At 40.5% G+C, this 25,495-nt stretch carries 20 protein-coding genes; 12 read left to right on the plus strand and 8 right to left on the minus strand.

The window, feature by feature from the left end; translation table 11 throughout:
- Positions 1-28 precede the first annotated feature (28 nt).
- Positions 29-1,147 (plus strand): Card1-like endonuclease domain-containing protein, encoded by a 1,119-nt coding sequence (locus AB7E53_RS00520; protein ID WP_446773560.1) that lies wholly within the window; start codon positions 29-31, stop codon positions 1,145-1,147.
- 241 nt (positions 1,148-1,388) lie between these two features.
- On the plus strand, positions 1,389-1,817 hold the full coding sequence (locus AB7E53_RS00525) for an Hsp20/alpha crystallin family protein (RefSeq protein WP_446773617.1): 429 nt from the start codon (positions 1,389-1,391) through the stop codon (positions 1,815-1,817).
- 64 nt (positions 1,818-1,881) lie between these two features.
- Here the strand turns inward: AB7E53_RS00525 and AB7E53_RS00530 are convergent, their stop codons facing one another.
- The 5 genes from AB7E53_RS00530 to AB7E53_RS00550 form a co-directional block, all read right to left on the minus strand.
- Positions 1,882-3,936, minus strand: a complete 2,055-nt coding sequence (locus tag AB7E53_RS00530) for a DNA topoisomerase 3 (RefSeq protein ID WP_446773562.1) — start codon at positions 3,934-3,936, stop codon at positions 1,882-1,884.
- Between the two features lie 20 nt (positions 3,937-3,956).
- Complete coding sequence (locus AB7E53_RS00535; RefSeq protein WP_179398372.1) at positions 3,957-5,264, minus strand: NCS2 family permease; 1,308 nt, start codon at positions 5,262-5,264, stop codon at positions 3,957-3,959.
- A 2-nt stretch (positions 5,265-5,266) separates the two neighbouring features.
- On the minus strand, positions 5,267-5,965 hold the full coding sequence (locus tag AB7E53_RS00540; RefSeq protein ID WP_179398371.1) for a nucleoside-specific channel-forming Tsx family protein: 699 nt from the start codon (positions 5,963-5,965) through the stop codon (positions 5,267-5,269).
- Between the two features lie 108 nt (positions 5,966-6,073).
- Positions 6,074-6,994, minus strand: a complete 921-nt coding sequence (locus AB7E53_RS00545; RefSeq protein WP_446773564.1) for an efflux RND transporter periplasmic adaptor subunit — start codon at positions 6,992-6,994, stop codon at positions 6,074-6,076.
- A gap of 11 nt (positions 6,995-7,005) precedes the next feature.
- The gene (locus tag AB7E53_RS00550) at positions 7,006-11,307 is read right to left on the minus strand and encodes a CusA/CzcA family heavy metal efflux RND transporter (protein WP_446773566.1); all 4,302 of its coding nucleotides are present in this window, start codon (positions 11,305-11,307) and stop codon (positions 7,006-7,008) included.
- Positions 11,308-11,657: 350 nt separating this feature from the next.
- Between AB7E53_RS00550 and AB7E53_RS00555 the strand changes: the two genes are divergently transcribed.
- Complete coding sequence (locus AB7E53_RS00555; protein ID WP_068185372.1) at positions 11,658-11,963, plus strand: hypothetical protein; 306 nt, start codon at positions 11,658-11,660, stop codon at positions 11,961-11,963.
- Between the two features lie 79 nt (positions 11,964-12,042).
- Here the strand turns inward: AB7E53_RS00555 and AB7E53_RS00560 are convergent, their stop codons facing one another.
- Positions 12,043-12,735 (minus strand): hypothetical protein, encoded by a 693-nt coding sequence (locus tag AB7E53_RS00560; protein WP_446773568.1) that lies wholly within the window; start codon positions 12,733-12,735, stop codon positions 12,043-12,045.
- Positions 12,736-13,399: 664 nt separating this feature from the next.
- Between AB7E53_RS00560 and AB7E53_RS00565 the strand changes: the two genes are divergently transcribed.
- From AB7E53_RS00565 to AB7E53_RS00595, 7 genes are all read left to right on the plus strand, one after another.
- Positions 13,400-14,971 (plus strand): type I restriction-modification system subunit M, encoded by a 1,572-nt coding sequence (locus tag AB7E53_RS00565; RefSeq protein WP_446773570.1) that lies wholly within the window; start codon positions 13,400-13,402, stop codon positions 14,969-14,971.
- 2 nt (positions 14,972-14,973) lie between these two features.
- Positions 14,974-16,215, plus strand: coding sequence for a restriction endonuclease subunit S (locus AB7E53_RS00570; protein ID WP_446773572.1), 1,242 nt, complete (start codon positions 14,974-14,976; stop codon positions 16,213-16,215).
- Between the two features lie 115 nt (positions 16,216-16,330).
- Positions 16,331-16,708, plus strand: a complete 378-nt coding sequence (locus AB7E53_RS00575) for a hypothetical protein (RefSeq protein WP_446773574.1) — start codon at positions 16,331-16,333, stop codon at positions 16,706-16,708.
- Between the two features lie 62 nt (positions 16,709-16,770).
- On the plus strand, positions 16,771-17,355 hold the full coding sequence (locus tag AB7E53_RS00580; protein WP_446773576.1) for a hypothetical protein: 585 nt from the start codon (positions 16,771-16,773) through the stop codon (positions 17,353-17,355).
- A complete protein-coding gene (locus AB7E53_RS00585; protein ID WP_446773578.1) occupies positions 17,355-18,197 on the plus strand; it encodes a hypothetical protein in 843 nt (280 codons plus the stop codon). The genes AB7E53_RS00580 and AB7E53_RS00585 overlap by 1 nt, the downstream gene beginning before the upstream one ends.
- 127 nt (positions 18,198-18,324) lie before the next feature.
- A complete protein-coding gene (locus tag AB7E53_RS00590; RefSeq protein WP_446773580.1) occupies positions 18,325-19,197 on the plus strand; it encodes a hypothetical protein in 873 nt (290 codons plus the stop codon).
- Positions 19,198-19,275: 78 nt separating this feature from the next.
- Positions 19,276-22,125 carry a type I restriction endonuclease subunit R gene (locus AB7E53_RS00595; RefSeq protein ID WP_446773582.1) on the plus strand — a complete coding sequence of 950 codons (2,850 nt, stop codon included), beginning with the start codon at positions 19,276-19,278 and terminating at the stop codon, positions 22,123-22,125.
- A gap of 14 nt (positions 22,126-22,139) precedes the next feature.
- On the opposite strand, the gene AB7E53_RS00600 is transcribed toward AB7E53_RS00595, so the two are convergent.
- The gene (locus AB7E53_RS00600) at positions 22,140-22,799 is read right to left on the minus strand and encodes a DUF1349 domain-containing protein (protein ID WP_446773584.1); all 660 of its coding nucleotides are present in this window, start codon (positions 22,797-22,799) and stop codon (positions 22,140-22,142) included.
- Positions 22,800-22,966: 167 nt separating this feature from the next.
- On the opposite strand from AB7E53_RS00600, the gene AB7E53_RS00605 reads away from it, so the two are divergent.
- Positions 22,967-23,719 (plus strand): response regulator transcription factor, encoded by a 753-nt coding sequence (locus AB7E53_RS00605; protein ID WP_446773586.1) that lies wholly within the window; start codon positions 22,967-22,969, stop codon positions 23,717-23,719.
- Between the two features lie 28 nt (positions 23,720-23,747).
- Here the strand turns inward: AB7E53_RS00605 and AB7E53_RS00610 are convergent, their stop codons facing one another.
- Positions 23,748-24,326, minus strand: a complete 579-nt coding sequence (locus AB7E53_RS00610; protein ID WP_446772517.1) for a pyridoxamine 5'-phosphate oxidase family protein — start codon at positions 24,324-24,326, stop codon at positions 23,748-23,750.
- Positions 24,327-24,477: 151 nt separating this feature from the next.
- Between AB7E53_RS00610 and AB7E53_RS00615 the strand changes: the two genes are divergently transcribed.
- Entirely contained in the window at positions 24,478-25,398 is a 921-nt protein-coding gene (locus AB7E53_RS00615) for a nuclear transport factor 2 family protein (protein ID WP_446773589.1), read from the plus strand.
- Positions 25,399-25,495: the final 97 nt, after the last annotated feature.

Genomic DNA, 25,495 nt, shown 5'->3' on the forward strand with positions numbered 1-25,495 from the left:
TACAATCTATATTAAACCTGAATAAATTATGAATCACCAGATAGTCATCCTAGGAAAAGAAATTTTGTCGGTTTACCACGGGATAAAGGAGTTTGGACCAGATATGGTTCACTTTGTATGCACGGAAGAAACCAACCAATTGCCCGATCGCATTTTGCCTTTGTTACCTTCATCCATTCAACATAAAATCTATCATGTACAACCCTATGATGCGCGTACAGTTGCGCAGGTTTGTGAACAGATCCAGAAAGAGAATGAAGGCTTTTTCGCCTATAATCTATCTGAAGGGACGAAGCTGATGACACTGGGTGCTATCTATATCGTGCGTAAATATCAGGCAAAAGCCTTCTATCTTACACCGAACAGAGAGATTGTTCATCTGGACACACTCGAAAAAGAGTTGATGCATACCACGCTCGAAAACCATGAAATTGTTTCACTCAGCGGCAATCACCTGGCCGAATATCATAATGCCAAAGATTTGGCCGAAGCAGATATCGACGCTTCGGCATCCATCAAAAACTTTATCGAGCAACATCCTAAAGAGCACGCTAGATTGCAGAAGTTTTTTGGAATCTTTTGTCGTCGCGACCTGATTAACCTGCCGGCATCCAAACTCTTTCAAGACGGATTGAGATACAAACAGCGGGACGGATCACTATTTATTTACAAAGAGAACCAACCGTTGTTGAAATTACCGCATACCAATGCCTGTCATCTTTATTTTGAAGGTCGCTGGTGGGAAACGCTGGTGGCCAATCAGGTACGTATCTGGAGTAATAAACAATCGTCCCCACGCGAAGTATGGCAAAGCGTACTTTTTCAATCCAATAAACAAGATACCAGAACCAAGAATGAAGTGGACGTACTGCTAAACAACGAACTCAAACTAATGTTTATCGAATGTAAGTCGGGCTACGTAAGTCAGAACGACATCTACAAAATCGATGCAGTGAGAGAAACATATGGCGGAGACATTTCACAGGCGGTATTGGCCTCATACTATCCCATAGCCAAAGATTTGCAGGATAAATGTGCCGACCTTCAGATATTTCTTTTTGCTCCCAAAACAGCCGATCAGCGAATTGATTTTATTTACACCTTGCCCGATCTTCTGGACGAATGGAGTGGGGCACTGATTCTTTAAAACCGAACAAAGTATGTGATTGCCATCACTCCATTAAAATAGTTAAACAAAAGATAATAAGTGTTTTGAATGTTGTCAATTTGTCAGAAATGCGGACAGTATTTACAGTTCTAACGTGTCAAAAATACAGCCGTTTGCTCTGGCACACGGTTTGTATTTTTTATGGTGAAACGAGTTGTTTATGCAACCCGCAATCAAAACAAACAGAATGTTGGACAATTTAATATTGGAGGATTTAATTATGATGCCTGTTAGAAGATCTCAGAATTGGTTACCAAGTATTTTCAACGATTTCTTTGAAAATCAATGGATGGAGCGAGTAAATACAACTACTCCGGCTATCAATGTATTTGAAACTGACAACGAATTCAAGGTTGAAGTAGCAGCTCCGGGATTAAAGAAAGAAGACCTTACCATTCGTTTGGATCAAGACAATCAGTTGAACATAACGATGGAGAAAAAGGACGAACGGAACGAGGAAAAAAAGAACGGTCGTTACTTACGCCGTGAATTCAATTATTCTAAATTTCAGCAGAACCTGATTTTGCCTGATGAAATTGAGAAAGATAAAATCGAAGCAAAAGTAGAAGAGGGAGTTCTTACAATTACAATACCTAAAAAGGTATACAACGAAAAAGAACAATCCGTACAGGTGATAGAAATTAAGTAACTGTTTTGTGTAAACTTAAAAGGGGAGGAGCTACAACTTGTAAACTCTTCCCCTTTTTATGTAATCAACGTTTGTTCAGTATATCAATCAGTTGGGCATCAGACAGACCTTCACCGTAAGTGGCGTAATCCAACCGGAAACTACATCCGTTTTTATATTCGGAGCAACCATAGGCTGTTTTCCCTCTCAATATCGATCCTTTACGGCACATCGGGCATATGGGTTTGGTTACAGTAGGAGCAACCACTTCCTTCGCAGGCTTTTCTTTGGGCTTAGACTTTGTCTTCTTTTTCCCTTTTTCGGCAGCCGACTTTTCTTCCACCGCTTCCTGTATGGTAATGGTGCGTGCACTCGTATCCGAAAAAACATTCGATACAATCTGGTACACCAGCTGTTTTAACTCTTCCAGAAAGGTGCGGGCTTCGTAGGTTCCCTTTTCAATCTGTCTTAATTTCTTTTCCCACAATCCGGTAAGCTCGGCACTTTTGAGCAGTTCTTCCTGAATGGTGCCGATTAGTTCCATACCGGTAGGAGTGGCAATCAGGTTTTTCTTTTCCTTACGCACGTAGTTACGCTTGAACAATGTTTCTATGATTGCTGCGCGGGTAGACGGGCGACCAATCCCATTTTCTTTTAAAGCATCCCGAAGTTCGTCGTTATCTACAAGCTTACCTGCAGTCTCCATGGCACGTAATAAAGTAGCCTCGGTATAGGGCTTGGGGGCTTGCGTCCATTTTTCGCCCAGAATAGGTTCGTGAGGACCTCTTTCGCCTTTAACAAACTCGGGCAAGATACCCTCTTCCTCACTCGGTTCGGCATCCGGATCCTTTTGTTCGGCACCAAACACCACACGCCATCCCGGCTCCAGAATCTGTTTTCCTGTAACCTTAAATTCCACTTTCCCCACTTTGCCCAGTACGGTTGTGGTAGAAATCTGGCAATCCGGATAAAAAGCTGCTATGAAGCGTCGGGCAACCAGGTCGTATACCTTTCGCTCGTTTTCCGAAAGGTTATTAGGACGTACCCCTGTGGGAATGATAGCATGGTGATCGGTAACCTTGGTATCATCGAAAACTTTCTTGCTTTTAGGTAATTTCTTACCCAGTAACGGGGCGGTAAGTTCGGCGTAATCGGTCATACCCTTTAACGTATTGGGTACTTTGGGATATATATCGTCGCTCAGGAAGGTTGTATCCACACGCGGATAGGTAGTCACCTTCTTTTCGTAAAGAGACTGTATCAATTTAAGTGTGTCTTCAGCCGAAAAAGCAAATTTCTTATTACACTCAACCTGCAAAGAGGTAAGGTCGAACAGACGCGGAGGATATTCTTTACCCTTTTTCTCCGAAGTATCCGTTACCTCAAAATCTTCCTCCTTAACCACGGTAAGAAAGTTTTCGCCCTCGGTTTTATCCGTAAATTTTCCTTTGGTAGACGAAAAGGTAGTGTTTCTGTACACCGTCTTCAATTCCCAATAGGGTTCGGGAGTGAAGTTGGCAATCTCATTTTGCCTGTTTACTATCAAAGCCAGGGTAGGGGTCTGCACACGACCTATGGAAAGTACCTGACGGTTTTGTCCGTACTTCAGCGTGTACAAGCGCGTTGCATTCATACCTAACAACCAATCGCCAATAGCGCGCGACAGTCCGGCTTCGTATAATTTATTGAAAGATTCCTGTTCTTTAAGTTTTTGAAACCCTTCGCGAATCGCTTCTTCAGTAAGCGATGAGATCCACAAACGGTAAACCGGACAAGTAACACCGGCTTTTTGCATCACCCAACGTTGTATAAGTTCACCTTCCTGTCCGGCATCACCGCAGTTAATCACCATTTCGGCATTTTGCATCAGTTTCTCTATTACCTGAAACTGCTCTACATACGAGGGAGAATCTATAAGTTTGATCCCGAATCTGGGAGGAATCATAGGTAAGGAGCTGAGTGACCAGCGCTTCCATTCGGGCGTATATTCGTGAGGTTCTTTAAGGGTACAAAGATGGCCGAATGTCCAGGTAACCTGATATCCGTTCCCTTCGATATAGCCTTTCATTTTGTTCCTTGCCCCCAGAACTTCTGCTATTTCGCGCGCCACACTGGGCTTTTCCGCAATACATACTTTCATGGGGGCAAAGATACAATATTTTAATAATAGATATAGCGAAGTATTAAGAGTACAGTAAGAATATATAAAGTAATAGACACTTCCTTATATCTGCCGGTAAGTAATTTCAATATGGCGTAGCTCATCATACCCAATGCCATACCTTCGGCAATTGAATAGCTGAGTACCATAAAGAGAATTGTAGCAAAAACAGGCAATGTTTCGGTAACATCATCAAATTCAACTTTGCGAATCGAATCCATCATAAATACTCCAACCATCACCAGAGCTCCGGTAGTAGCAGCACTTGGAACTAAAAGGAATACCGGAGCAAACAACAAGGCAACCAGAAATAGGCCACCTGTTACTGCAGCAGTCATTCCCGAACGTCCGCCTTCTGCAATACCTGCAGCACTTTCAACGTAGGTAGTAACTGTAGAAGTACCGCAAACAGCCCCAACGCTAGTACCAATAGCATCGGCAAGCAACGCTTCCTTCATGCGGGGAACGTTTCCTTTTTCATCCATCATTTCTGTTTTCGCTAATGCACCTACCAATGTACCGATAGTGTTGAACAGATCGATAAACACAAGCAGCATTACGATGAAGAACATATCCAGATTCAATAACGACTTAAAGTCGAAATGCATGAATGTGGGTTCCATAGAAGGGGGTATAGAAATAGGAGAGAAATTCTCGGGCAAAGTAGTTACTCCCATTGGAATGCCAATGGCAGTACAGATAAGAATGGTATAAAATAAAGCACCCTTAACGCCTTTTGCCATCAAGACTCCCGAAAGGATAATCCCGATAACTGCAACTAAAGAAACATTGGTGAATGAGCCTAAAGCAACCAAAGTAGCCGGATTGTCTACAATAATACCCGAGTTTTTTAATCCGATAAAGGCGATAAACATACCGATACCCACAGACATGGCATAACGCAAGTTGAGCGGGATACAGTTAACTACCTTTTCACGAATATTCAAAACGGTAATAATAATAAAGATTATACCTTCTGCAAATACAGCAGCCAAAGCTGTCTGCCAGCTATATCCCATGCCTAATACTAAGGTAAACGCAAAAAATGCATTCAATCCCATACCCGGCGCCTGCGCAAAAGGTAATTTAGCCAGGAAAGCAATAAGTAAGGTAGCAATTGCCGAAGCAAGGGCTGTAGCCGTAAAAACAGCACCTTTGTCCATTCCTGTGGCACTCAGAATATCCGGGTTTACAGCCAGAATATAGCTCATGGTAAGAAACGTGGTAACGCCCGCAAGTATCTCGGTACGTACCTTCATGGTTTTAGGATTGAACCCAACCAGTTTATGAAAGAATGAGGTTTCCATAATTAATTAAATGACCATTTTAGAGCCAACGTAGGAATCATATAGAACTTATTATTTTCGCCAAACTTGTTCCAAACAAAGTTGTTGCTGATTTCAACCTCCGAACCAACGCTGAGGTTAAACGCCGGATCCACACCTTTCAACTTGTTAAAGTTAAGCCAGATCTGAGGCTCTGAAAGGAAGATGATGTTTGTATTCTCTCTCCATAAGTCGGCAAACCCTGTAAATGTACCGGCACCTTTAGCAAAATGAATATACCATGTACCAGTAACCTGGAAATTGTTGGGTTTATATGACTTTTGGATATATTTATACATTGCCTGTAATCCAAAACCTTTTGTAAAATCGCCGTTGTTGTAATTATAAGCGATACCGGCCAGGTAAGCGTTTGAATAAGGATACTGACCGCGGCCACCGTTGTACTCGATATGAGCGGCAAGAGGACCTTCCCAAAACTTCAGTTCGCGTGCAATTTCCCAATAGGCACTTTGAACACCTTTGTTGTTATAATCGAAATCCAGAAAGAAAAACGTACTACCCCATTTGTCTGGTTTAAACATTTCAACGGTTGTAGTAGTAGCTGGTCTACCGTCCAGTTTGTCGTACAATGCACTTCCGAAATCATAGTGCAACTGAACGTTCTGAGCCTTAGCACCCAAGGCCACCAATAAGATTGCTGCGATGGTAAAGAATTTTTTCATCGAATTTAATTCTGTTAATTAATAATTTATATGCTAAAATTAAGGGATCAAAGGTATGAAAAAATGTTTATTCCACGCAACTATTATTAAGGTTTTGAAACGCATTTTTCACATTTCATTCTTTTCAATCTGTGCCGTAACATACATGCCGGGGCGGAAAGTAGGGTCTTCGCTTATAACTTTGGCAAATACTTCCAGCGAACGGCTTGTTTCATCTACCTCTTGTCCGATAGAAATAAGTTTGGCTTCGAAAGTTTTGGTACCCATTCCGTTTACTCTAAACCAGACTTTTGCACCCAGACGGATATCTTTCAGGTCTTTTTCGTACGTGGTGAGTCGTAGAAGCGTTTCTTGCTTGTTTATAATCTCACATAGTATGTCTCCCTCATTCAGGTATTTGCCCACATTTACCTTAACCTTGCCGATGTATCCATTTACAGGAGCTTTTATTTCCAGAGCAGGTGTGATGCCATTTTTCAACAACGACTGGGTTGAGATTCCTAACAACGACAACTGGGCTGCTGCGGCTTCCATTTTACTTTTCATCGATAGATAATCGGCTTTGCTTTGTTCCAGTTTCTTTACAGAAGCAACCTCCTCTTTGGAGAGAACTAACTGCCGGTTGTATTCCGATTTCAGATATTCGGTCTGCGCCTGACTTTCAAGAAAGGTCTGCTGCAAGGATATAAAATCGAGGTTGTCGAGTGTGGCAAGCAACGTTCCCTTTTTTACATAACTACCGGGAAGCAGGTTTGTCGAACGGATAATTCCACCCATCAGCATCGTAACCGAAGCAAAGTTCTGGGGTGGAATAATCAATGTACCGTTAAAAGATACTTTGTTTATAGCAGTAGCAGCTGTAGTCCCATCAATAGAAGTCGAATCGTACGGTTGACTGTAGGCAGTCGAATCCGGTGAAATAACGGTTACTGAATCGGCCGTAACGGAAGTCGGCATCTCTTGCTTTGTATTTGTGGCTGAATTGCAGGCCGTTAGTATGGCAAGTACACAAAGAATAGTATGTTTCATAGTTGTAATTTTTACTTATATAATTCGCTTTCCAAGACTGCTATGTTGTATAGATAAACAGTTTCAAGATATCCCTTTTTTATAGACAATGCACTGTTTACACTTTGAATAAACTGTGTGATATCCGTATCACTGGCTTTTAACTGTAATGATGCTGCTTTTATAAGATTCTCCGCTTCAGGCAATGCAGATACGGTATAGTACCGGATACTCTCTCCATGCCGCAACAGTTCGGCATTAAGCTCTTCCTGTTTATTTAAAAGCTCTTTTTCCCCATATTCCTGTCTGATCTGCTGGATATGATATTCGATGCTGGCCTGTTTGATGCGGCTCTGCTGACCTGTAAAGAAAAGAGGGAATGATACACCTACCATCCAGGAATTAAGTCCTTTGAGGGGTAGGATATCCTGGCGGACATATCCGATGGATAGTTCCGGGAAAAATCGGCTTTGTTCAATCCGCAACAGCGCTTTTTTCTCTTCAGTCTGACTCTGCAATAGATTCATGCGGATATTCTCCCCGGCAGGCTGCTTTTCTATGGGCAGAAGCGTAAGCATCTTATCGGCAGGTACTATGTCTTCGTCGGTATAACAAGCCCATTTTAAACGTATAGCTGCCATCCGAAGCTCTTCATTAGCCTGAAACAATTTGTTCCGCATCTCTGCAGCCATCGTATTGCACATGCTTTTTTCCAGCAATGTGATATCCCCTTGTTCGTAACGGATTTCTCCGGCCCGTTGCAAACGCCCGGCCATTTCGGCCTGTTGTTTGTATAGCTCCTGCTGCTCGCGGGCAAACAGATAATAACACCAGGCCCGTTTTATTTCGGCAACCACCTCTTTTTCTACAATTTCTCTAGAATACCTGCCGGATGTAACTTGCTTATTTACCAATGCATTTCTGTAAAAGGGAGTCAGCAGTGAGCCTATTTCCTGCGTAAATTCCATCTGCCGGTCTTTCCGTGTCTCGCCGTTTAGCTGTCCCCACGAATATGTAAACGAAGTGGGCGCCAACTCCCATGCTTCGTTGCGTGCACTGCGATACTTTTCGGTCTCTGCAGCTGCCATTTTAAGTCGGGGATGATTCATTTTTCCCATCGTGATGGCATCGCTAAGCATTACCTCTTTCTGTGCCTGCAGAGGTAGAGCAGCAAAAAGCAATAAAGAGAAGAACAGGAATTTCTTAAATTTTGTCCTTTTCAAGGTCGCCGTGCTGTTTACAATTCTGTAAAATACAGGAATGATAAGCAACGTGAGTGCGGTTGAAACAAGCAATCCCCCAATCACTACCGTTGCCAGAGGCCGCTGCACTTCGGCGCCGGCACTGGTTGCAATGGCCATGGGTACAAAACCAAGCGAAGCAACCAATCCGGTAAGAAATACCGGACGTAGCAGGTGCGGACAACCTTCGGCTATAATCCGGTTGGTTGTTTTCGTATATTGCGATGAATGCCTGAAGGCATTGAAATGATTTATCATTAAAATACCATTCAGCACAGCCACACCAAATAGAGCAATAAAACCAACGCCGGCAGAAATACTGAATGGCATCCCCCTTAACCATAAAGCAACAATACCGCCGATAAGTGAAAGCGGAACGGTGCTGAATACGAGCAAAGAATAAACAACACTTTTGAAAGAGAAAAACAGAAGCAGCAATATAAGCATCAATGCTACCGGAATAACGATCAGCAGTGTTTTTATGGCGTTCTGAAGATTTTCAAACTGACCGCCGTATTCAAAATAATAACCGGGTTTCAATTTGATGTTCTTATCCAGGGTGGATTGAATATTTGCCACCACCTGCTGTATGTCGCCCTCCCGTACGTTTACGCCAATCACAATCCTTCGTTTGGTGGCATCGCGGTTAATCTGCAGCGGACCGTTTTTCAGTTCGATCCAGGCAATTTCGCTTACAGGAATCTGAACACCCTCTGCCGTACGCACAAATAACTTGTCCAGGTTAAGGTCGGACACCTTATCCTTATCCAGCCGGAGCACCAGGTCAAACCGTCTTTCATTCTCGAACACCACACCGGCTATCTCGCCGGCATATGCGGTACGTATCAATGTATTCAATTCCTGGATATTCATACCGTACCGGGCAATTTTGCTGCGGTCGTACGAAATAAGCAACTGCGGCAGACCCATGGCCTGTTCCACCAGCACATCGGCAGCTCCGGGAACTTTCTCTACATAGGTGGCTGCCTCTTTTGCCCTTGCATATAACTCTTCCATATCTTCTCCATACAATTTAATGGCTATGTCGGCCTTGGCCCCCGTCATCAATTCATTGAACCGTAGCTGGATAGGCTGACTGAAATTGAATTCGGCACCGGTAACAGGCGCCAGAGCGTCCTTCATTTTTTGAACCATCTCCGCCCGGCTTGAGGCACTGGTCCACTCCTTAAAAGGCTTCATCACAATCATAATATCGGCATCTTCCACCGCCATGGGATCTGTAGGCACTTCAGCCGTTCCAATTTTAGCCACTACGTGTACAATCTCAGGAAACTTATCCATCAGGACTTTTTCGGCCTGGTCGCTGATTGCAATACTTTGACTAAGCGAACTGCCCGCCGGTAAAGTCATCTGCATGGCAAAATCGCCTTCGTCCATCGTAGGAATAAACTCGGCCCCCAAGCGGGTAAACAAAATCAGACTGCCCACCATGGCTGCCAAGGCAGTTGTGATAAAAACCGTTTTATGATGCATACACCAGTTCAAGGTCTTTTGATAATACACATTCAACCAGTCGAAGAAACGATCTGCCAGCGTACGCGTCTGCTTCAGTTCTTTTTTTAGAAACAGCGAAGCCATCATAGGTACATACGTAAGTGACAATATCAACGCCCCCAGAATACAGAATACCAGTGTTTTGGCCATAGGTATAAAATACTTACCCTCTATGCCCTGCAAAGTGAGAATCGGAAAGTACACAATCAGTATGATGCCAACGGCAAATGTGGCAGAGCGAACTACCTGGCCGGCACCTGTTTCGATTTCGCGATCCATCATCTCCTGCGACAGATTCCTGCCAACCATACTCTTCCCATACAGGTGAGCCAAAATACCCTCTACAATTACGATGGAACCATCCACCACAATCCCAAAGTCGATCGCCCCCAGACTCATCAGGTTTGCCGACACATTAAACAACCGCATCAGAATGAAGCCAAACAACATGGATAGGGGAATAACAGATGCCACAATCATTCCGGCACGAACATTCCCTAAAAAGACAATAAGAACCAGAAAAACGATAATAGCACCCTCGATCAAATTAAATACAACGGTGGAGATATTTCGGTTAACTAAATTAGATCTGTTCAGATAAGGTTGGATTGATACACCTTCGGGCAATATCTTTTGCAATTTTTCCACCCGGCTTTCCAGCTCGCGGGTCACCACGTTGGCATTCGCACCTTTCAGCATCATGGCGATACCGCCTACACATTCGCCTTTTCCATCCTTCGTCATCGCCCCAAATCGCTTGGGTGCCCCAAGTCGTACCAGGCCAACATCACTTATATGCACCGGAATCCCATTCCGGTTCGTAATTACAACTTGTTCGATATCGGATGGCCGGGTAATCATCCCTTCCGCCCGTATATAATAAGCTTTTTTATCTTTTTCGATATAGCTGCCCCCGGTGTTCTGATTGTTCTTTGCAAGCGCCTCGTACACATCTCCGATTGTAATATTAAGCGAAAAAAGTGCCGACGGATCTACCGCTACTTCGTACTGTTTTACATAGCCGCCAAAACTGTTTATCTCTACAATCCCGGGGATACCGGACAGTTGTCTCTTAACAATCCAGTCCTGAATGGTACGCAACTCCATAGCATTGTACTTGTCTTTGAATTTAGGATCCGCCTCGAGAGTGTATTGGTAAATTTCACCCAGTCCCGTTGTGATAGGCATGAGTTGGGGAACACCCAGTTCGGGTGGGATCTCGCCCGATACAGCCTGTATCTGTTCGTTTATGAGCTGCCTGGCATCCAATGTCTTTACATGATCTTTAAACACTACCGTAACCAGAGACAGACCGAAGCGCGAGACCGAACGAATCTCCACAACGTTCATGATGTTACTCATGGCAACTTCGATAGGGAAGGTGATGAGCTGTTCCACCTCCTGAGGAGCCAATGAGGGTGAAACAGTTACAATCTGCACCTGATTATTGGTGATGTCTGGTACGGCATCAATAGGCAGGGTGAGCATAGCATATACTCCGCCAATAAGCAGAAAAAGTGTGGTTAAGCCCACAAAAAATTTATTCTTAATAGAAAATCGGACAATCGAAGCAAGCATAATTCTGTATGTTTAAGGTCACCCAAAGATACATAAATAAAACGAAGTTAAAAACTATTTACGAATCAAAATCAGCTATAATCCTAATTATTTATATACATGTATTTAAATAATGATATAGATGGTTTTATCAGCTGCATTTCCCCGTTTTCTGTAGAATTAAACCACACGTTCTACAGCATTTCCACACATTATCAAAGATGTAATAATTTGTGGTTAATTGATTTACATGATTGATATATAGTGTTTTGTTTGTATTTGAAATGTATTATCAGATGTCTTGGCACGGTCTTTTCATATTACTTTAGTGTAGAAGTTGATTTAGTATTAATCATTAAAACTAAAAAGAGATGAAAAGAGTAATTATGATCATGGCGATCGCAACCAGTGTTTCGTTCGCTACCCAGGCAATCAACCCGGTAGAAAAAACAATCAATCCGCAGGAAGTGGTAACTCAGGATGAATTTGTGGTGATAGAAGTGAAAGATCTTCCTGCTCCGGTAGTAGAAAGTATTCGCAAAACCTACGCCGAGTCGGTTATCAAAAAGGCCTTTATAACACAAACTGAGAAAAAGACATATAAGGTTATCGTTGTAACAGCCGATCAGAAAGAGGTTACGGTGCTGTTGAATGAAAAAGGTGAAGTTGTAGAATAACCCTTACAAAGATAGATTAGTTGCATGCTAACCCACCGCCCTGCCTATAAGTTTAGGCAGGGCGGATAACTTTTATAGCTTAACGAATATTTCCAATGCTGTTCTTCGCTGTATCGTGCTTTGTCTTCAATACATTTCCGGTTTTGGTGAAGCATATCTTAACCTGAGTTTTCAATGTATCTTTCAATCCACTGCTTGCTTTTACAAGAACCAGATCCAGCGTATAATTTCCATCCGGCAAATCCAGTACCGCATCGCAGTCGTCGTCCTTAACCGGATATACCAATCCGGGCTCAAATTGTTGTCTGCCGGTTGCCGCATACGAGGCAGCCGCTGCACCACCACCGCTTCCGGACAAGCTGCTTACACTGCTAACTGCCGCCGAGATAATTGAACCACCGGGCAATGCTCCACCCACAAGTTGTGCTCCCTGAGCCAAAGCGCTTCCGGCTTGTTGTAAACCGGCTTGCACCCGTGCCGATGGTTCGGCTGGTGTAGCAGCAATTGTAAGTTTCTCCATGTTGATTTTGAATTCCGTATCCGGAAATAAAACCCGGCAGCCCTCTTCGGTCATATCGATTTTGATCACGTTAAGTATGCCTTTCTTTGCGTCGTTGATGCTTCGTTTATTCGTTGAAGCAACCGTTACGTTCATTGAAATGCGGTTAGGCATTCCACCATCCAATTTGATTTTTTCTTCCTGCTGAGCGCGCAAAGGCGGGATTGAAGAGCAAATCAAGCATCCGAAAAGTAATAGTGTGCTGACTCTCATATATTTATTTATTAGTTGCGGCAAATGCCACACTAATAAAACAAGCCATAAGATTTATCTGTTGCAAAAAGGGGCTGTAAAATCTGCAGCGCTGAATGCAGCGGTAAAACCTAGGATTGATACGGTATCTGAAGGGGTAGTTGTCCTGACTGGTGTCCTGTCCTTTCTTAATATAGTATTCATGTTCTTTAATAGAGTATTAAAATAAATCCGAATTTAATATAAATCAACAGAATGGAGGGGGAAGAAAATGGTTAAAAGCAGGATTTAGGGACGTCTTTACGTTTAAGCCTTTGTCAGAACCACTATTTATAAAAAACAAAATTACGCCAAAATATCAGGATAACCAAATATTTAAGACGTAATAAAACATGTTGTTTAACACATCCACCTAAAAGCCTCTAAATTTGCAGGTACATTTTGAGAAAAAAGTCCTAACATTTAGCACAAAAAGTCCTAACATTTCGAGTGAAAAGTCCTAACACTTTATTCACGAAGTCCTAACACTTTTTTCGGGAAGTCCCTGAATATCTTCGGGTAGGAAACATGGAATCGATTTAATTAATATATTATTTGGCTTTTGTGTAGGGATTGTTAATTTAATTGCGTATATTTGTTTACGAAATAGTGAACAAATTATAATCTAACAGTTTAACAAAATACCATGTCTGAAGATCATAAAAGGCAGCTTGAACAGCAGCTTTGGAACATTGCCAACACCTTGCGCGGGAAAATGAATGCGGATGAGTTCCGCGATTATATCCTTGGCTTTATTTTCTATAAATATCTTTCCGAAAAGATGAACCGATATGCGGACGAAATACTTGTGCCTGATGGTATTAAGTATGTGGATGTGGACGAGCATACGGAGTCCGGACAGGAGTATCTGGAGGCAATCCGGGACGAAGCATTGGAAAAGCTGGGGTATTTTCTTAAGCCAACGGAACTGTTCAGCCAGATGGCTAAACGGGGAAACGGAGATACAGAAGGTGCCGATAATTTCATACTGGAAGATCTGAAGCGTATTCTTACCAACATCGAGCAGAGTACCATGGGTACGGCAAGCGAAGACGATTTTGATAATTTGTTTGAAGATATGGATCTTACCAGTACCAAGCTGGGTAGAACGGAGTCGGCTAAAAACGAGCTGATTGTAAAAGTGCTGGTGTACCTGGACAAGATTGATTTTCACTTGGAAGATACGGAGCTGGATGTGCTGGGCGATGCTTACGAATACCTTATCGGACAGTTTGCCAGCGGGGCAGGGAAGAAAGCCGGCGAGTTTTACACACCTCAGGAAGTCAGCAAGATTTTAGCAAAGATAGTAACCACCGGCAAGAGCCGACTGAAATCTGTTTACGACCCAACCTGCGGCAGTGGTTCGCTGTTGTTACGTGTAGCCAGGGAAGTGCAAGACGTGAACGAGTTCTGCGGTCAGGAGCTGAACCGGACCACCTACAACCTTTGCCGCATGAACATGATTCTTCACGATGTGCATTTTACCAAATTCGATATACGCCAGGAAGATACCCTGGAGCATCCGCAGCACCTCGACAAGCGTTTCGAGGCGGTGGTGGCAAATCCTCCCTTTTCGGCCAACTGGAGTGCCAGTCCGCTTTTTATGACGGACGACCGCTTTAGTCATTACGGCAAGCTGGCGCCTTCCAGCAAAGCCGACTTTGCCTTTGTGCAGCACATGGTTTATCAGCTGGCAGACAACGGCACCATGGCCATTGTATTACCTCACGGAGCTTTGTTCCGGGGTGGGGCAGAGCTGCAGATACGCCGCTACCTGATTGAAGAACGTAATTACCTGGATGCCGTGATCGGTCTGCCTGCCAATATCTTTTACGGCACAAGCATTCCCACCTGTATTCTGGTATTCAAGAAATGCCGAGAGAACCCCAACGACGTGCTCTTTATTGATGCCAGTCAGCATTTCGAAAAGGTGAAAACCCAGAATGTGTTACGCAACGAGGATATCGAAAAGATCGTTACCACCTACCGCAACCGAAGCGAGGAAGCCAAATACAGCAAACTGGCTACCCTAGCCGATATAGCCGGAAACGACTACAATCTGAACATCCCCCGCTACGTTGATACCTTCGAAGCCGAAGAAAACATCGACATCAACCAACTGGCAGCCGAGCTGGTAGCCCTTGATAAAGCAATGGCCGAGACCGACAAAACCATCGCCTCCTATTGCAAAGAACTAAACATCCCAACCCCCTTCTAACCATGGAAAAGAAAAAGAACACACCAAAACTCCGCTTCCCCGAGTTTACAGGAGAGTGGGAAGAGAAGAAGTTGGGGGAGATAGCGGAGAAAGTAAATAGTGGGAAAACACCATTAGGTGGAGAAAGTGTATATGTTGATAAAGGCATATTATTTATTAGAAGCCAAAATGTATTTGATAATAAGCTATCATTAGAAAATGCAACATTTATTACAGAAGAAACTAACAGTACTATGGAAAACAGTATTGTTAAATCTAAAGATATTCTTTTAAATATAACAGGAGCTTCCTTAGGAAGAAGTTGTGTTGTCCCAGAGAATTTTATTGTAGGAAATGTTAATCAACATGTTTGTATTATACGTCTGAATAAGGATAACGAACCTTATTTCTTTCAACCGATTTTTGCTTCTGAGAAAGGACAGAACTTATTTAAAAGCTTACAAGTAGGAGGAGGAAGAGAGGGTTTGAATTTCCAAAGTATTAGAGGAATAACTCTTTATCAGCCTCCTTTGAGTGAGCAAACCAAAATAGCAACCTTTCTAACGGCAGTAGATGAGAAACTTACTCAGCTGAAAAAGAAGAAAACCCTTTTGGAACAATATAAAAAAGGGGTAATGCAAAAATTGTTTTCCCAAGAATTCCGCTTCAAAGACGACAACAACCAAGACTTCCCCGATTGGCAAGAAAAAACATTAGGGGAAATATCAAATAGAGTCATAACTAAAAATAAAGAAAATAATTTAAATGTACTAACAATATCAGCTCAAAATGGGTTAGTTAGTCAGTTGGAATTTTTTAATAAATCTGTATCAGCAAAAGATGTTACTGGGTATTATTTACTAGATAGAAATGATTTTGCATATAATAAGAGCTATTCAAACGGATATCCTATGGGAGCAATCAAACGATTGACCCGATATGAAAAAGGGGTAGTATCTACTCTTTATATTTGTTTTAGGAATAAAACTTGTTTTGATAATTCATTTGCTGAACAGTATTTCGAAACAGGTTTACAAAATAACGAACTTGAAAAGGTTGCGCAAGAAGGAGCAAGAAATCATGGATTGCTTAATATTGGAGTATCAGACTTCTTTAAAATTGAATTGACAATTCCTTCTCTCCCAGAACAACAAAAAATAGCTACTTTCCTCTCTGCCATAGATGAAAAGATAAACCAATGCAGTGCGCAGATTGAAAAGATGGAAGCCTGGAAGAAGGGATTATTACAGCAAATGTTTTGTTGAATTCATAAAATTTGTGCTGGAAGGTATAAATTCTATTAATTTATTGAATGTGTGCTGTTTACGTTAATGAAGAATAAATGAATATAGAATATAATTTATAAATAATAATTAATAAATGTGGAAATATTTATTTAGTGTAATTGAATCAATTCCCAGTCTATGTAAAATTATTGGGTATTGTAAAAGTAATATTGAAAATAAAAAAGCAATAATCATTGGATATACATTTGATGAAAAAAAATATTATATATCTAATGTCGGAAAAGCAATTGCTTACAACGTTCGCGTAGAAATGCCTGAAGATTGTAAATATAGCAATTTTATTGAATTAAATCCATCAGTATTACCATTGGAGTATGTAAATCCTGGAGATGAAATACCGATTTATATTATTTGTAATAGTAAAGATTCAAAAATAAACTTTTCAATAAAATTTATATGGGATGATAAATACGGAAAAGATCGTAGTAGAGATCAGATATTTTCTATATAAGTAATCCTAGATAATTGATTATTTGAATACATTTGTTAATTTTAATATTTAAAAATTTATTTATGAAAAGCACCTACTTAATTTTGATAATCTATTTTGTGAGCTTCTGCCCTTTATTAGCTATCCAATCAGAATCTTATGAATTTTATTCAAGCCAGGAGAAAATTGATGAGAATAGTACATATAACTTTTTATCTGAAGATGGTGAATTGGTATGGCAGGCTATATATGATACAGATATATCCATTGAAGATATTAAAAAGAATTTGATACAAAAAGGAGTATTGATAATAGAAAGTGAAACCGATAATACAATTACAGGAACAATAAAACCTTTTGATGTTTCATATAAAAAACAAGGCAAAAGCTCAATGCAAATTCCACTTTATGTAAGAGATTCAAGTTTTACAGGATTTGTTTTAATTGAAATTAAAGATAACCGTTACAGAGTTACTATTAGGGATCTTAAAGCAGTGTATTCATTTACAAATGGATTAGTCCATAAAGGCGATGAATTCAAACTAAAAGACTTTGCCATATCATCTAAGGGTATTTTAAAAAAGAGTTTCCTCAAAAGTGCAGCACCTCTCTTGAATTATGATTTTACTAATATGTTTACAACTATTAATTTAAATGAAGATTGGTGATGGAAATAATTTTAGTAATAGGATTTATTGTTGTTTTATATGTTATTTATTGGGGGATAAAAAACAATAACAATGCTTTAAGTAAAAGTAGGGTAGTAGTAAAAGATACATCAGTAGTGGAAAAATCAAAATGGAATCTTAATCCGTTTGATGTGATAGATTTTTCTGTTTACAAGAGTTTGCAAAAAGAAGCAATATGTCCTTATTGTAATAAAAAACTTGAAAAGTTCCCAGTAAGAACTCAGAAATGTAAGTTTTGCAAGGAGAAGATGATTCGTATTAAGAAACCCAATGAAGATATTGCAGTCTTGCTTAATGAAACTGAAGGTAATCATCTAAGAATGTTGTTAGATAAGTTTTATATTGATAAGCAAAATTATGAAATTTATCAATCGTTGTGGAAATCTGAGGATGAGTATAATCAGTTTCGGAATAAGTATTTTGTTGAAAATATATCTGGAACAGAAGATAATTTTATGTTAAGTTATGCTGATTTTCGAATTGCCATGCTTTGTAAAAAAAATGAATTTGCAGATGCTAGTCAAATATGCAATATTGTATTACGTAAGTGTTTGAATTTGGAGCTTTTGGAGGAAGCTGAAAGATATGCAACACTATTATTTGAATTAAAATCAAGAGGGGATGCATATATGGTAAAACAGATAGATAAAAAGCCCTTTGTTACTTTATTTACGAGTGATAATGAATCTTTAAATTGCAAAAAAATGGAAGGAAATAGAATGACATTGGAAGAATTTAGAGAATCAAAACCATTACCTTGCAGAGAATGCACTGCTGAATTTAAATATTCTTGCGGATATATTTTGAGGATTGAAGACTGAAACATATATTTTTTTAATCAATATTTTTTGAACACACAGTTAGTATAAAGCGGACCTTTCTAGGTTGATTCCCCGCTTTATTATTTTAATTTTATCCAGAGGGAATAGGGATAAACGTATTACTATTATGAAACATTTATTTCTTTCGTTGTTTGTAGTTCTGGCTTTGAGCTCGTGTAAATCAACTTTCTTTCAGGTGGCTACCACTCAGTGCGATAACCTTAAATCAGAACAGAATGCTTTGTTCTTTGAGGATGCAAATTGTAAAGTGTATTATAACTTGTGGTCGGAGGGGGGAAACGCTGGTTTTCTTTTTCATAATAAATCGGATCTTACTATTTATGTGAATCTGGCGGAAAGTTTCTTTGTGAAGAATGGGATCGCTTACGATTATTCGCTTAACAGAACGTTCGCAAGGAGTGTGTCACAGAGTTTTTCAAATCAGCAGACCGTCAGTGTGTGGGGCTTCAAGAATGGATTGCCGGTGCTGAATAGTGTTTCGGAAGATGGCAAGGCTTCTAAGATTGCCGATTTAAGTGTGTTGATGCCTGGTCTGTTTGGAGGAACAGATGCCAAGGAAAAGTCTACAGCCACTTCAAGCCAGGTTACTTACTCTGAGGAGCCTATCGTTGCTATTCCTCCGCATACCGCCAAATATTTTTCTGAATATTCAATTTATGAAACTCTTTACCGTGATTGTAATTTACTGTTGTTTCCCTCAAAGAAACAGGTGAGACCGCTTAAATTTACGTCGGCAAATTCGCCTGTTACCTTCAGTAATATCATCACTTATTCGATGAGAAATTCCGGCGATGATATTCAAATCAGGAATGATTTCTATATAAGTGAAATAAAGAACCTTCCCAAAAAGGTGGCCATCAAAAAGGTCTTCAGAAGAGATTGCGATAATAGAGAAATTAAAGAGTGGCACTTTACGGATGCTGCAGTTAATAAATTCTATCTCCGTTACAGCAAAGATGGAGATGATTCAAAATATTAATGGCTTAAATAGTATTTATGAATAGTAAAATATTATTACTAGTTTTGTATTTTAGTTAATGACTTATTATAAAATTAAATGACTACTCAACCGGAACAAGTGTTGGAAAATAATTTGGTGACTCAGCTTCAGCTGTTGGGTTATACGTATGTGCCTATCAAGGATGAAAGGGATTTGTTGGGCAATTTGAAATTGCAGTTGGAAAAGCACAACGGAATTGAATTTACCGAGTTGGAGTTTCAACGGGTACTGAATATCTTAAGTAAAGGTTCTGTATTCGACAAGGCAGTTACTCTGCGTGAGAAACAGCATATTGTACGGGATAATGGGGAGGATTTGTATTTCGATTTCTTGAATCAGGAGAATTGGTGTCAGAACTTGTTCCAGGTTACCAACCAGGTTACTATGGAGGGGAAATATAAAAACCGGTACGATGTTACGTTGCTGATTAATGGGCTGCCATTGGTACAGATAGAACTGAAACGCAGGGGGATTGAACTGAAGGAGGCTTTTAATCAGACCAATCGCTACCATCGTCATTCTTACGGGGCTTCGTTGGCTCTGTTTCAGTTTATTCAGATTTTTGTTATCTCCAACGGTGTGAATACAAAGTATTATGCCAACAATAAATCGCAATCGTTTAAGCAGACGTTCTTTTGGAGCGACCCCAATAATAAGCTGATTACGCAGCTCGACAAGTTTACATTTTCATTTCTGGATACCTGCCATGTGTCTAAAATGATTTGCAAGTATATTGTATTGAATCAGACGTATAAGGTGCTGATGGTGTTAAGGCCTTATCAGTATTATGCGGTGGAGGCTTTGATAGATAGGGTTAAAAACTCTACAAAGAATGGGTATATCTGGCATACTACGGGTTCGGGAAAGACGCTTACCTCCTTTAAGGCGAGTCAGATTATCATGAATATGCCGGAGGTGAAGAAGGTGGTTTTTGTGGTGGATCGCAGGGATTTGGATTACCAGACTTCCAAGGAGTTTAATGGTTTCAGCAAGGGGAGTGTCGATAGTACCGAGAGCACGGATATTTTGGTTCGCCAGCTTGAAGATAATACCAAACTTATTGTTACCACCATTCAGAAATTGAATACGGCTATCAGCAAGAAGCGCCACGAATATCGGCTGAAGTCGGTCAAAAGTGAACGGATTATTTTCATTTTTGACGAGTGTCACCGGAGCCAGTTTGGCGAAACGCACAAGCGGATTGAGAATTATTTTGAGGATACGCAGTTCTTTGGCTTTACTGGTACTCCCATTTTTGCGGATAATGCCGTTAAAAATGAGCATGGCAAGCGTACAACCCATGAATTGTTTGGCGAGTGCTTACATAAATACGTGATTACGGATGCCATAAAGGATGAGAATGTGCTGAAGTTTTCGGTGGAGTATGTAGGGCGTTACCAAAATAAGGATGGGAGCAGGACTAATATTGATATTGAGGTTGAAGATATTGACAGAGAGGAGTTGATGCGTTCGCCTGCTCGACTTGGCAAGATTGCGGACTATATTGTGGCTAACCACGACCGTAAAACGCACAGCAGGGAGTTTACGGCTATGTTTTGCGTGAGTAGTGTGGATGTGCTTATCCAGTATTATGAATTGTTTAAGTCAAAAAAGAAGGCGGGAGAGCATAATCTGCGTATTGCAACGATATTTAGTTATGCGGCTAATGAAGCCGACCGTGATGCTAACGGGTTTCTACCCGAGGAGGTTTCCATTGTGGAGGAGGCAAGGGCTTTGTATGGATTGAATGTGCATAGCCGCGAGAAGTTGGACGAGTTTATTGAAGATTATAACGGCATGTTCCAAACAAATTTCTCCACCCGGGATAGTGTGTCGTTTTATAATTACTATAATGATATTTCAAAGCGTGTAAAGGCTCGTGAGATTGATATTCTGTTGGTTGTTAATATGTTTCTAACAGGTTTCGATAGCAAGCCGCTTAATACGTTGTATGTGGACAAGAACTTGAAGTTCCATGGTTTGATTCAGGCTTATTCGCGTACCAACCGTGTGCTGAACGAACAGAAGTCGCAGGGCAATATAGTGGTGTTCCGTAACTTGAAGCAGGCTACAGATGATGCGATTACTTTGTTTAGCAACAAGGATGCGAGGGAAGTGATCTTAATGGAGCCTTATGAGGAGTATGTAAAGCGGTTTGAAGCTGCTTACGAGCATTTGCAGCAGGTTACTCCTACGGTGGATAGTGTGAATGATTTGCGGAGCGAAGAGGAAGAGCTGGAGTTTATTAAGGCGTTCCGCGAAGTGATGCGGGTGAAGAATGTGCTGACTACTTTCTCTGATTTCTGCTTTGAGGATCTGCCCATGGATGAGCAGCTTTTTGATGATTACAAAAGTAAGTACCTCGATTTGCATGATAAGGTTAAGTCTGATTCGCAAAAGGAGAAGGTTTCTATTCTGGATGATGTGGATTTTGAGTTGGAACTGATTCATAAAGATGAAATCAATGTGGTTTACATCCTGAAGTTATTGGCCAATTTAAAGGATAATCCCGACAAAGAGAGGCGCCATGCGGAGATTGTTAAACTGATTGCGGGTGAGACGCAGCTCCGGAGCAAACGTGAACTGATTGAGAAGTTTATTCGTGAGAATTTGCCTGCTATTGAGGATTCGGATGCCATCCCGGATGCTTTTGAGCGTTTTTGGACAGAAGAACAACAGCAGGCTTTCATGAAGTTGTGCTCCGATGAAAACCTGCTGTTTGATAAAGTTGAAAAAATCATTTCCGATTACATATTCACTCAGCGTGAACCGCTAAGGGATGAAATCCTGAAGTTACGCAATGATGGAAATCCACCCGTTAAAGAGCGCAAATTGGTAAGCGAACGCATTCTGAGTAAGATTAAAGGTTTCTTTGATACCTTTATCTCCGGAATGGGGGTGGAGTAAATCTTTTGTGCGTTTTATTTACCGGTATTATTCTTCAGCCATTCCAGTCTGCGCATATCTGCTAAATGTTTTACGGTGAAATGTTCAAATTTTACATCAAAACCATTTCCATCCGGACAGGCAGCCATTAATCCTACCATTACCGGCGTATTGTCTTGCAGCCATGCATTGCGCATCATTGTATAGGTTTTGTCGTCAAACGAATAAAAAACTTCGACGGCATCCAGTCGCCTTACAGCTTTTATCCAAATATACGGGATGGATTTTTCTAGTGAAATAACACTCCAGTCGCTGGTTTTATGTGTCACCACGGTGCTTAGGTTATACTTGCCGTCTACGTATTCAATCCCTGCTTTGATGTAGTTTTCATGATCAATACGAAGCATTAAACCGGCTTGATCAAAGCGTTCTTTGTAATTACCCGTAATTTTCACTTTCACCTCAAATTCTCCACCGTAAGTAGTGTAGTAAAAGGGGGCATCGTCTACAGTAAATCCGTAGTGCGAAATTCTCCAGTAATCGCTTTGAGGAGTTACAAGCATGGATAAAGTTTTGTCCTTAATTTCCCATTTTTGCGGTTCGTTGAACCATTGCATCTTTTCTAACGACTGAGCAAATCCTGATTGTACAGCTATTGCTATTAATAGGGCCACGAAAGCTTTTTTCTTTTTCATATTATTTATTATTTGTAAATTATTGGTTCTGCCGTTGAGATTAAAAAACCTCTCATGGTTTCTGAATCTCCTTGACCGTATGCGCTTTCTTTTAATTACTTTTGCAAAAGTAATGCTATATTGATAATACAGCAATACTGATTAATAACCATTTTACTTCTTCCCATATGGATATTGTGAGTCAACTGAGCGAAGAGTTGCTGAAGCAGTCATTCTCTGATGAATTAAAACAGCAGGAACGGCTGAATGACTGTAAACAGATCGCTTTCAATTATTCGAAAGTAGAAAATGCCATTGCAGTGTTAAGCGATTTGAAGTCAAATGTAAGCTTCATTTATTATGGAGGTATAGCAGAACAGCTGGGCATGGCCAAACGAGGGGATATGCATACTGTTGGATCTATCTGGGAGGAGGCAATATTAACCCGTATCCACCCTGATGATTTGAAGCAAAAGCATGTACAGGAGCTTCGGTTTTTTAATTTCCTTAAAAGTATACCGAAAGTCCGTCGATCGGATTATTATCTGGAAAGTATTATACGGATGCGTGATGCCGATGATATTTATGTTCAGGTATTACATCGTATGTTTTATGTTGCCAGCTATTCGAACGGAAGTATATGGCTGGCTTTGTGCCTTTATAATTTATTTGCAGGAACCAACCCCCGGAACGTTATAGTAGATTCATTGTCGGGACAACAAACCGACCTTGTAAACCATAATTGTAATGACCTTTTAACCGGTAGGGAGAAGGAGATTTTAAAGCTGATTGATAAAGGGAAGATGAGTAAAGATATTGCCTCTTTATTATCGATAAGTGTGAAAACGGTAAGCCGGCACCGACAGAATATATTGGAAAAACTTCAGGTAAATAATTCGATCGAAGCCTGTCGTATCGCTAAAGAGCTTAGTCTGATTTGATACATTTTAGCGATACGACTTTCATTTCTCAGAATTTTATTATTACAGTTCCCGAATCTGTTGGGAGATTGGCTACGCCTTCGCTGATGTAAAAGTGTCCCAGCTTTTGTTTATGCTCGGTATTGTACATTTCTTTGAGGTTGGGATATTTTTCGAAAACGATTTTATCCACTGAATCATTTTCCATGATTACAGCTTTTCCGAATATCCTCATGCATTGTCCTTTTGAGTTGAGAGAGGCTATTTCGATATGGGGATTGTTCTTTATTTGTCTGAACGATGCTTTTTGTTCTCCTATATGGAACCAGAGCTTACCATCGTAATTGAGTGCTATCCCGATGGGCCGTACTGCTGGAATGTTGTTTTCTACCGTGGCCAGATAATAGGGGTGACAATCTTTCAGGAAGTCGGAAACCTTCGTTAATCCTTCCTCTTTCGAAATATTTAAAATGATTGCCGGTTCACTGCTTGCTCCGGTAATAGCATCGGTTGTTGCAATTTTAGTCTCCGGTGCGTTGTCTGTAGTTTCCTGTTTTTCTTTTTCCGGAGTGTTGCAGGCAGTTAAAAGCAGGCCTGAAATTAAGATAAACAAAGTTTTTCTGATCATGACTTAAATAGTTTAAAAGATGAATATTCTTTCTGTGGTTGACAACAAAGATAATACAATTTTGGTAAATGATTTATCAAACAAATATATTTTCTATTTGTTTTATTATAAGTGGATTATAAGTTTTGTTTTACGCTAAAAACTAAATGTTATGAAAACTAAATGGCTGTTATTTTTATTGCTTATTCCTTTATTTGCTTGTACCACACAATCAACTTCTCCATTATCTAAAGCCGAAAAAGATAAAATTCAGGGTGAAGTAAAAGCGGCCGCCAACGAGATTCGTAAAGCCTGTGATGAAGTTAATGCGGATGCGCTGACCGGAGCTATACTTGATTCGCCCGATTTTCTCTATATGATGAATGGAAATGTGATTACTCATAAGGAGTTTGTTGAAAATGTGATACCTATTTTTGCCGAGATGAAGAGTCAGAAAATAACAATTCTGGATGAACAGTTTGCATTTCCGGATAATACCAGTGTGCTGTATGTAGCTAATTACACGGATACGGTACACTATAAAGACGGACGCGTAACTTTGGATGAATCGGGTATATGGACCATGTTGTTTAAGAATACGGATAAGGGGTGGAAGATGGCATATGGTTCGGAAACCTTTATTACAAGACCGTTGATTGATAAATCGACTGGAGGTTTGAATCAAATGGAACTTGTTAAACAATTTGCCGGAACATGGAAGGGTGAAATGGGAAAAGATACCTCTTTTGTCTGGTCTAGTAATGGCGAGTTCAAAGATAATGTCTTACTTTTCGACCTTAAAATGATGGTAAAGGGGAAACTTATATCCGAAGGAAAGTCTTCTGTGGTATATGATAAAAGAAGTGGTAAATTTATTGAAACAGAACATATTAAAGGGTCGGATCCTGTTGTATATGCTTGGTGGTTTACTGCAAATAATATGATTAATTCTGTTATGATACATGATATTGCAACTCCGGATAAAGCAGCAATGAATGCGACGCTGGAATTTAGTAAAGACGGTACGGCAAAACAAGTCTTTTACAAGAGTGAGAAGGAGGTTTGGTCGGTTAATTATACCCGCCAGAAATAGGTGAAACTAGTTTAAATTCGGAATTTATGATAGTTTCAATTAAGATTCTTTTATTTAAAATTGATTAATGGTTTACTTTTCTACTAGATGAATGTGG

Origin of the sequence: Macellibacteroides sp. (genome assembly GCF_050251695.1) — a bacterium.
GTDB lineage: Bacteria > Bacteroidota > Bacteroidia > Bacteroidales > Tannerellaceae > Macellibacteroides > Macellibacteroides fermentans.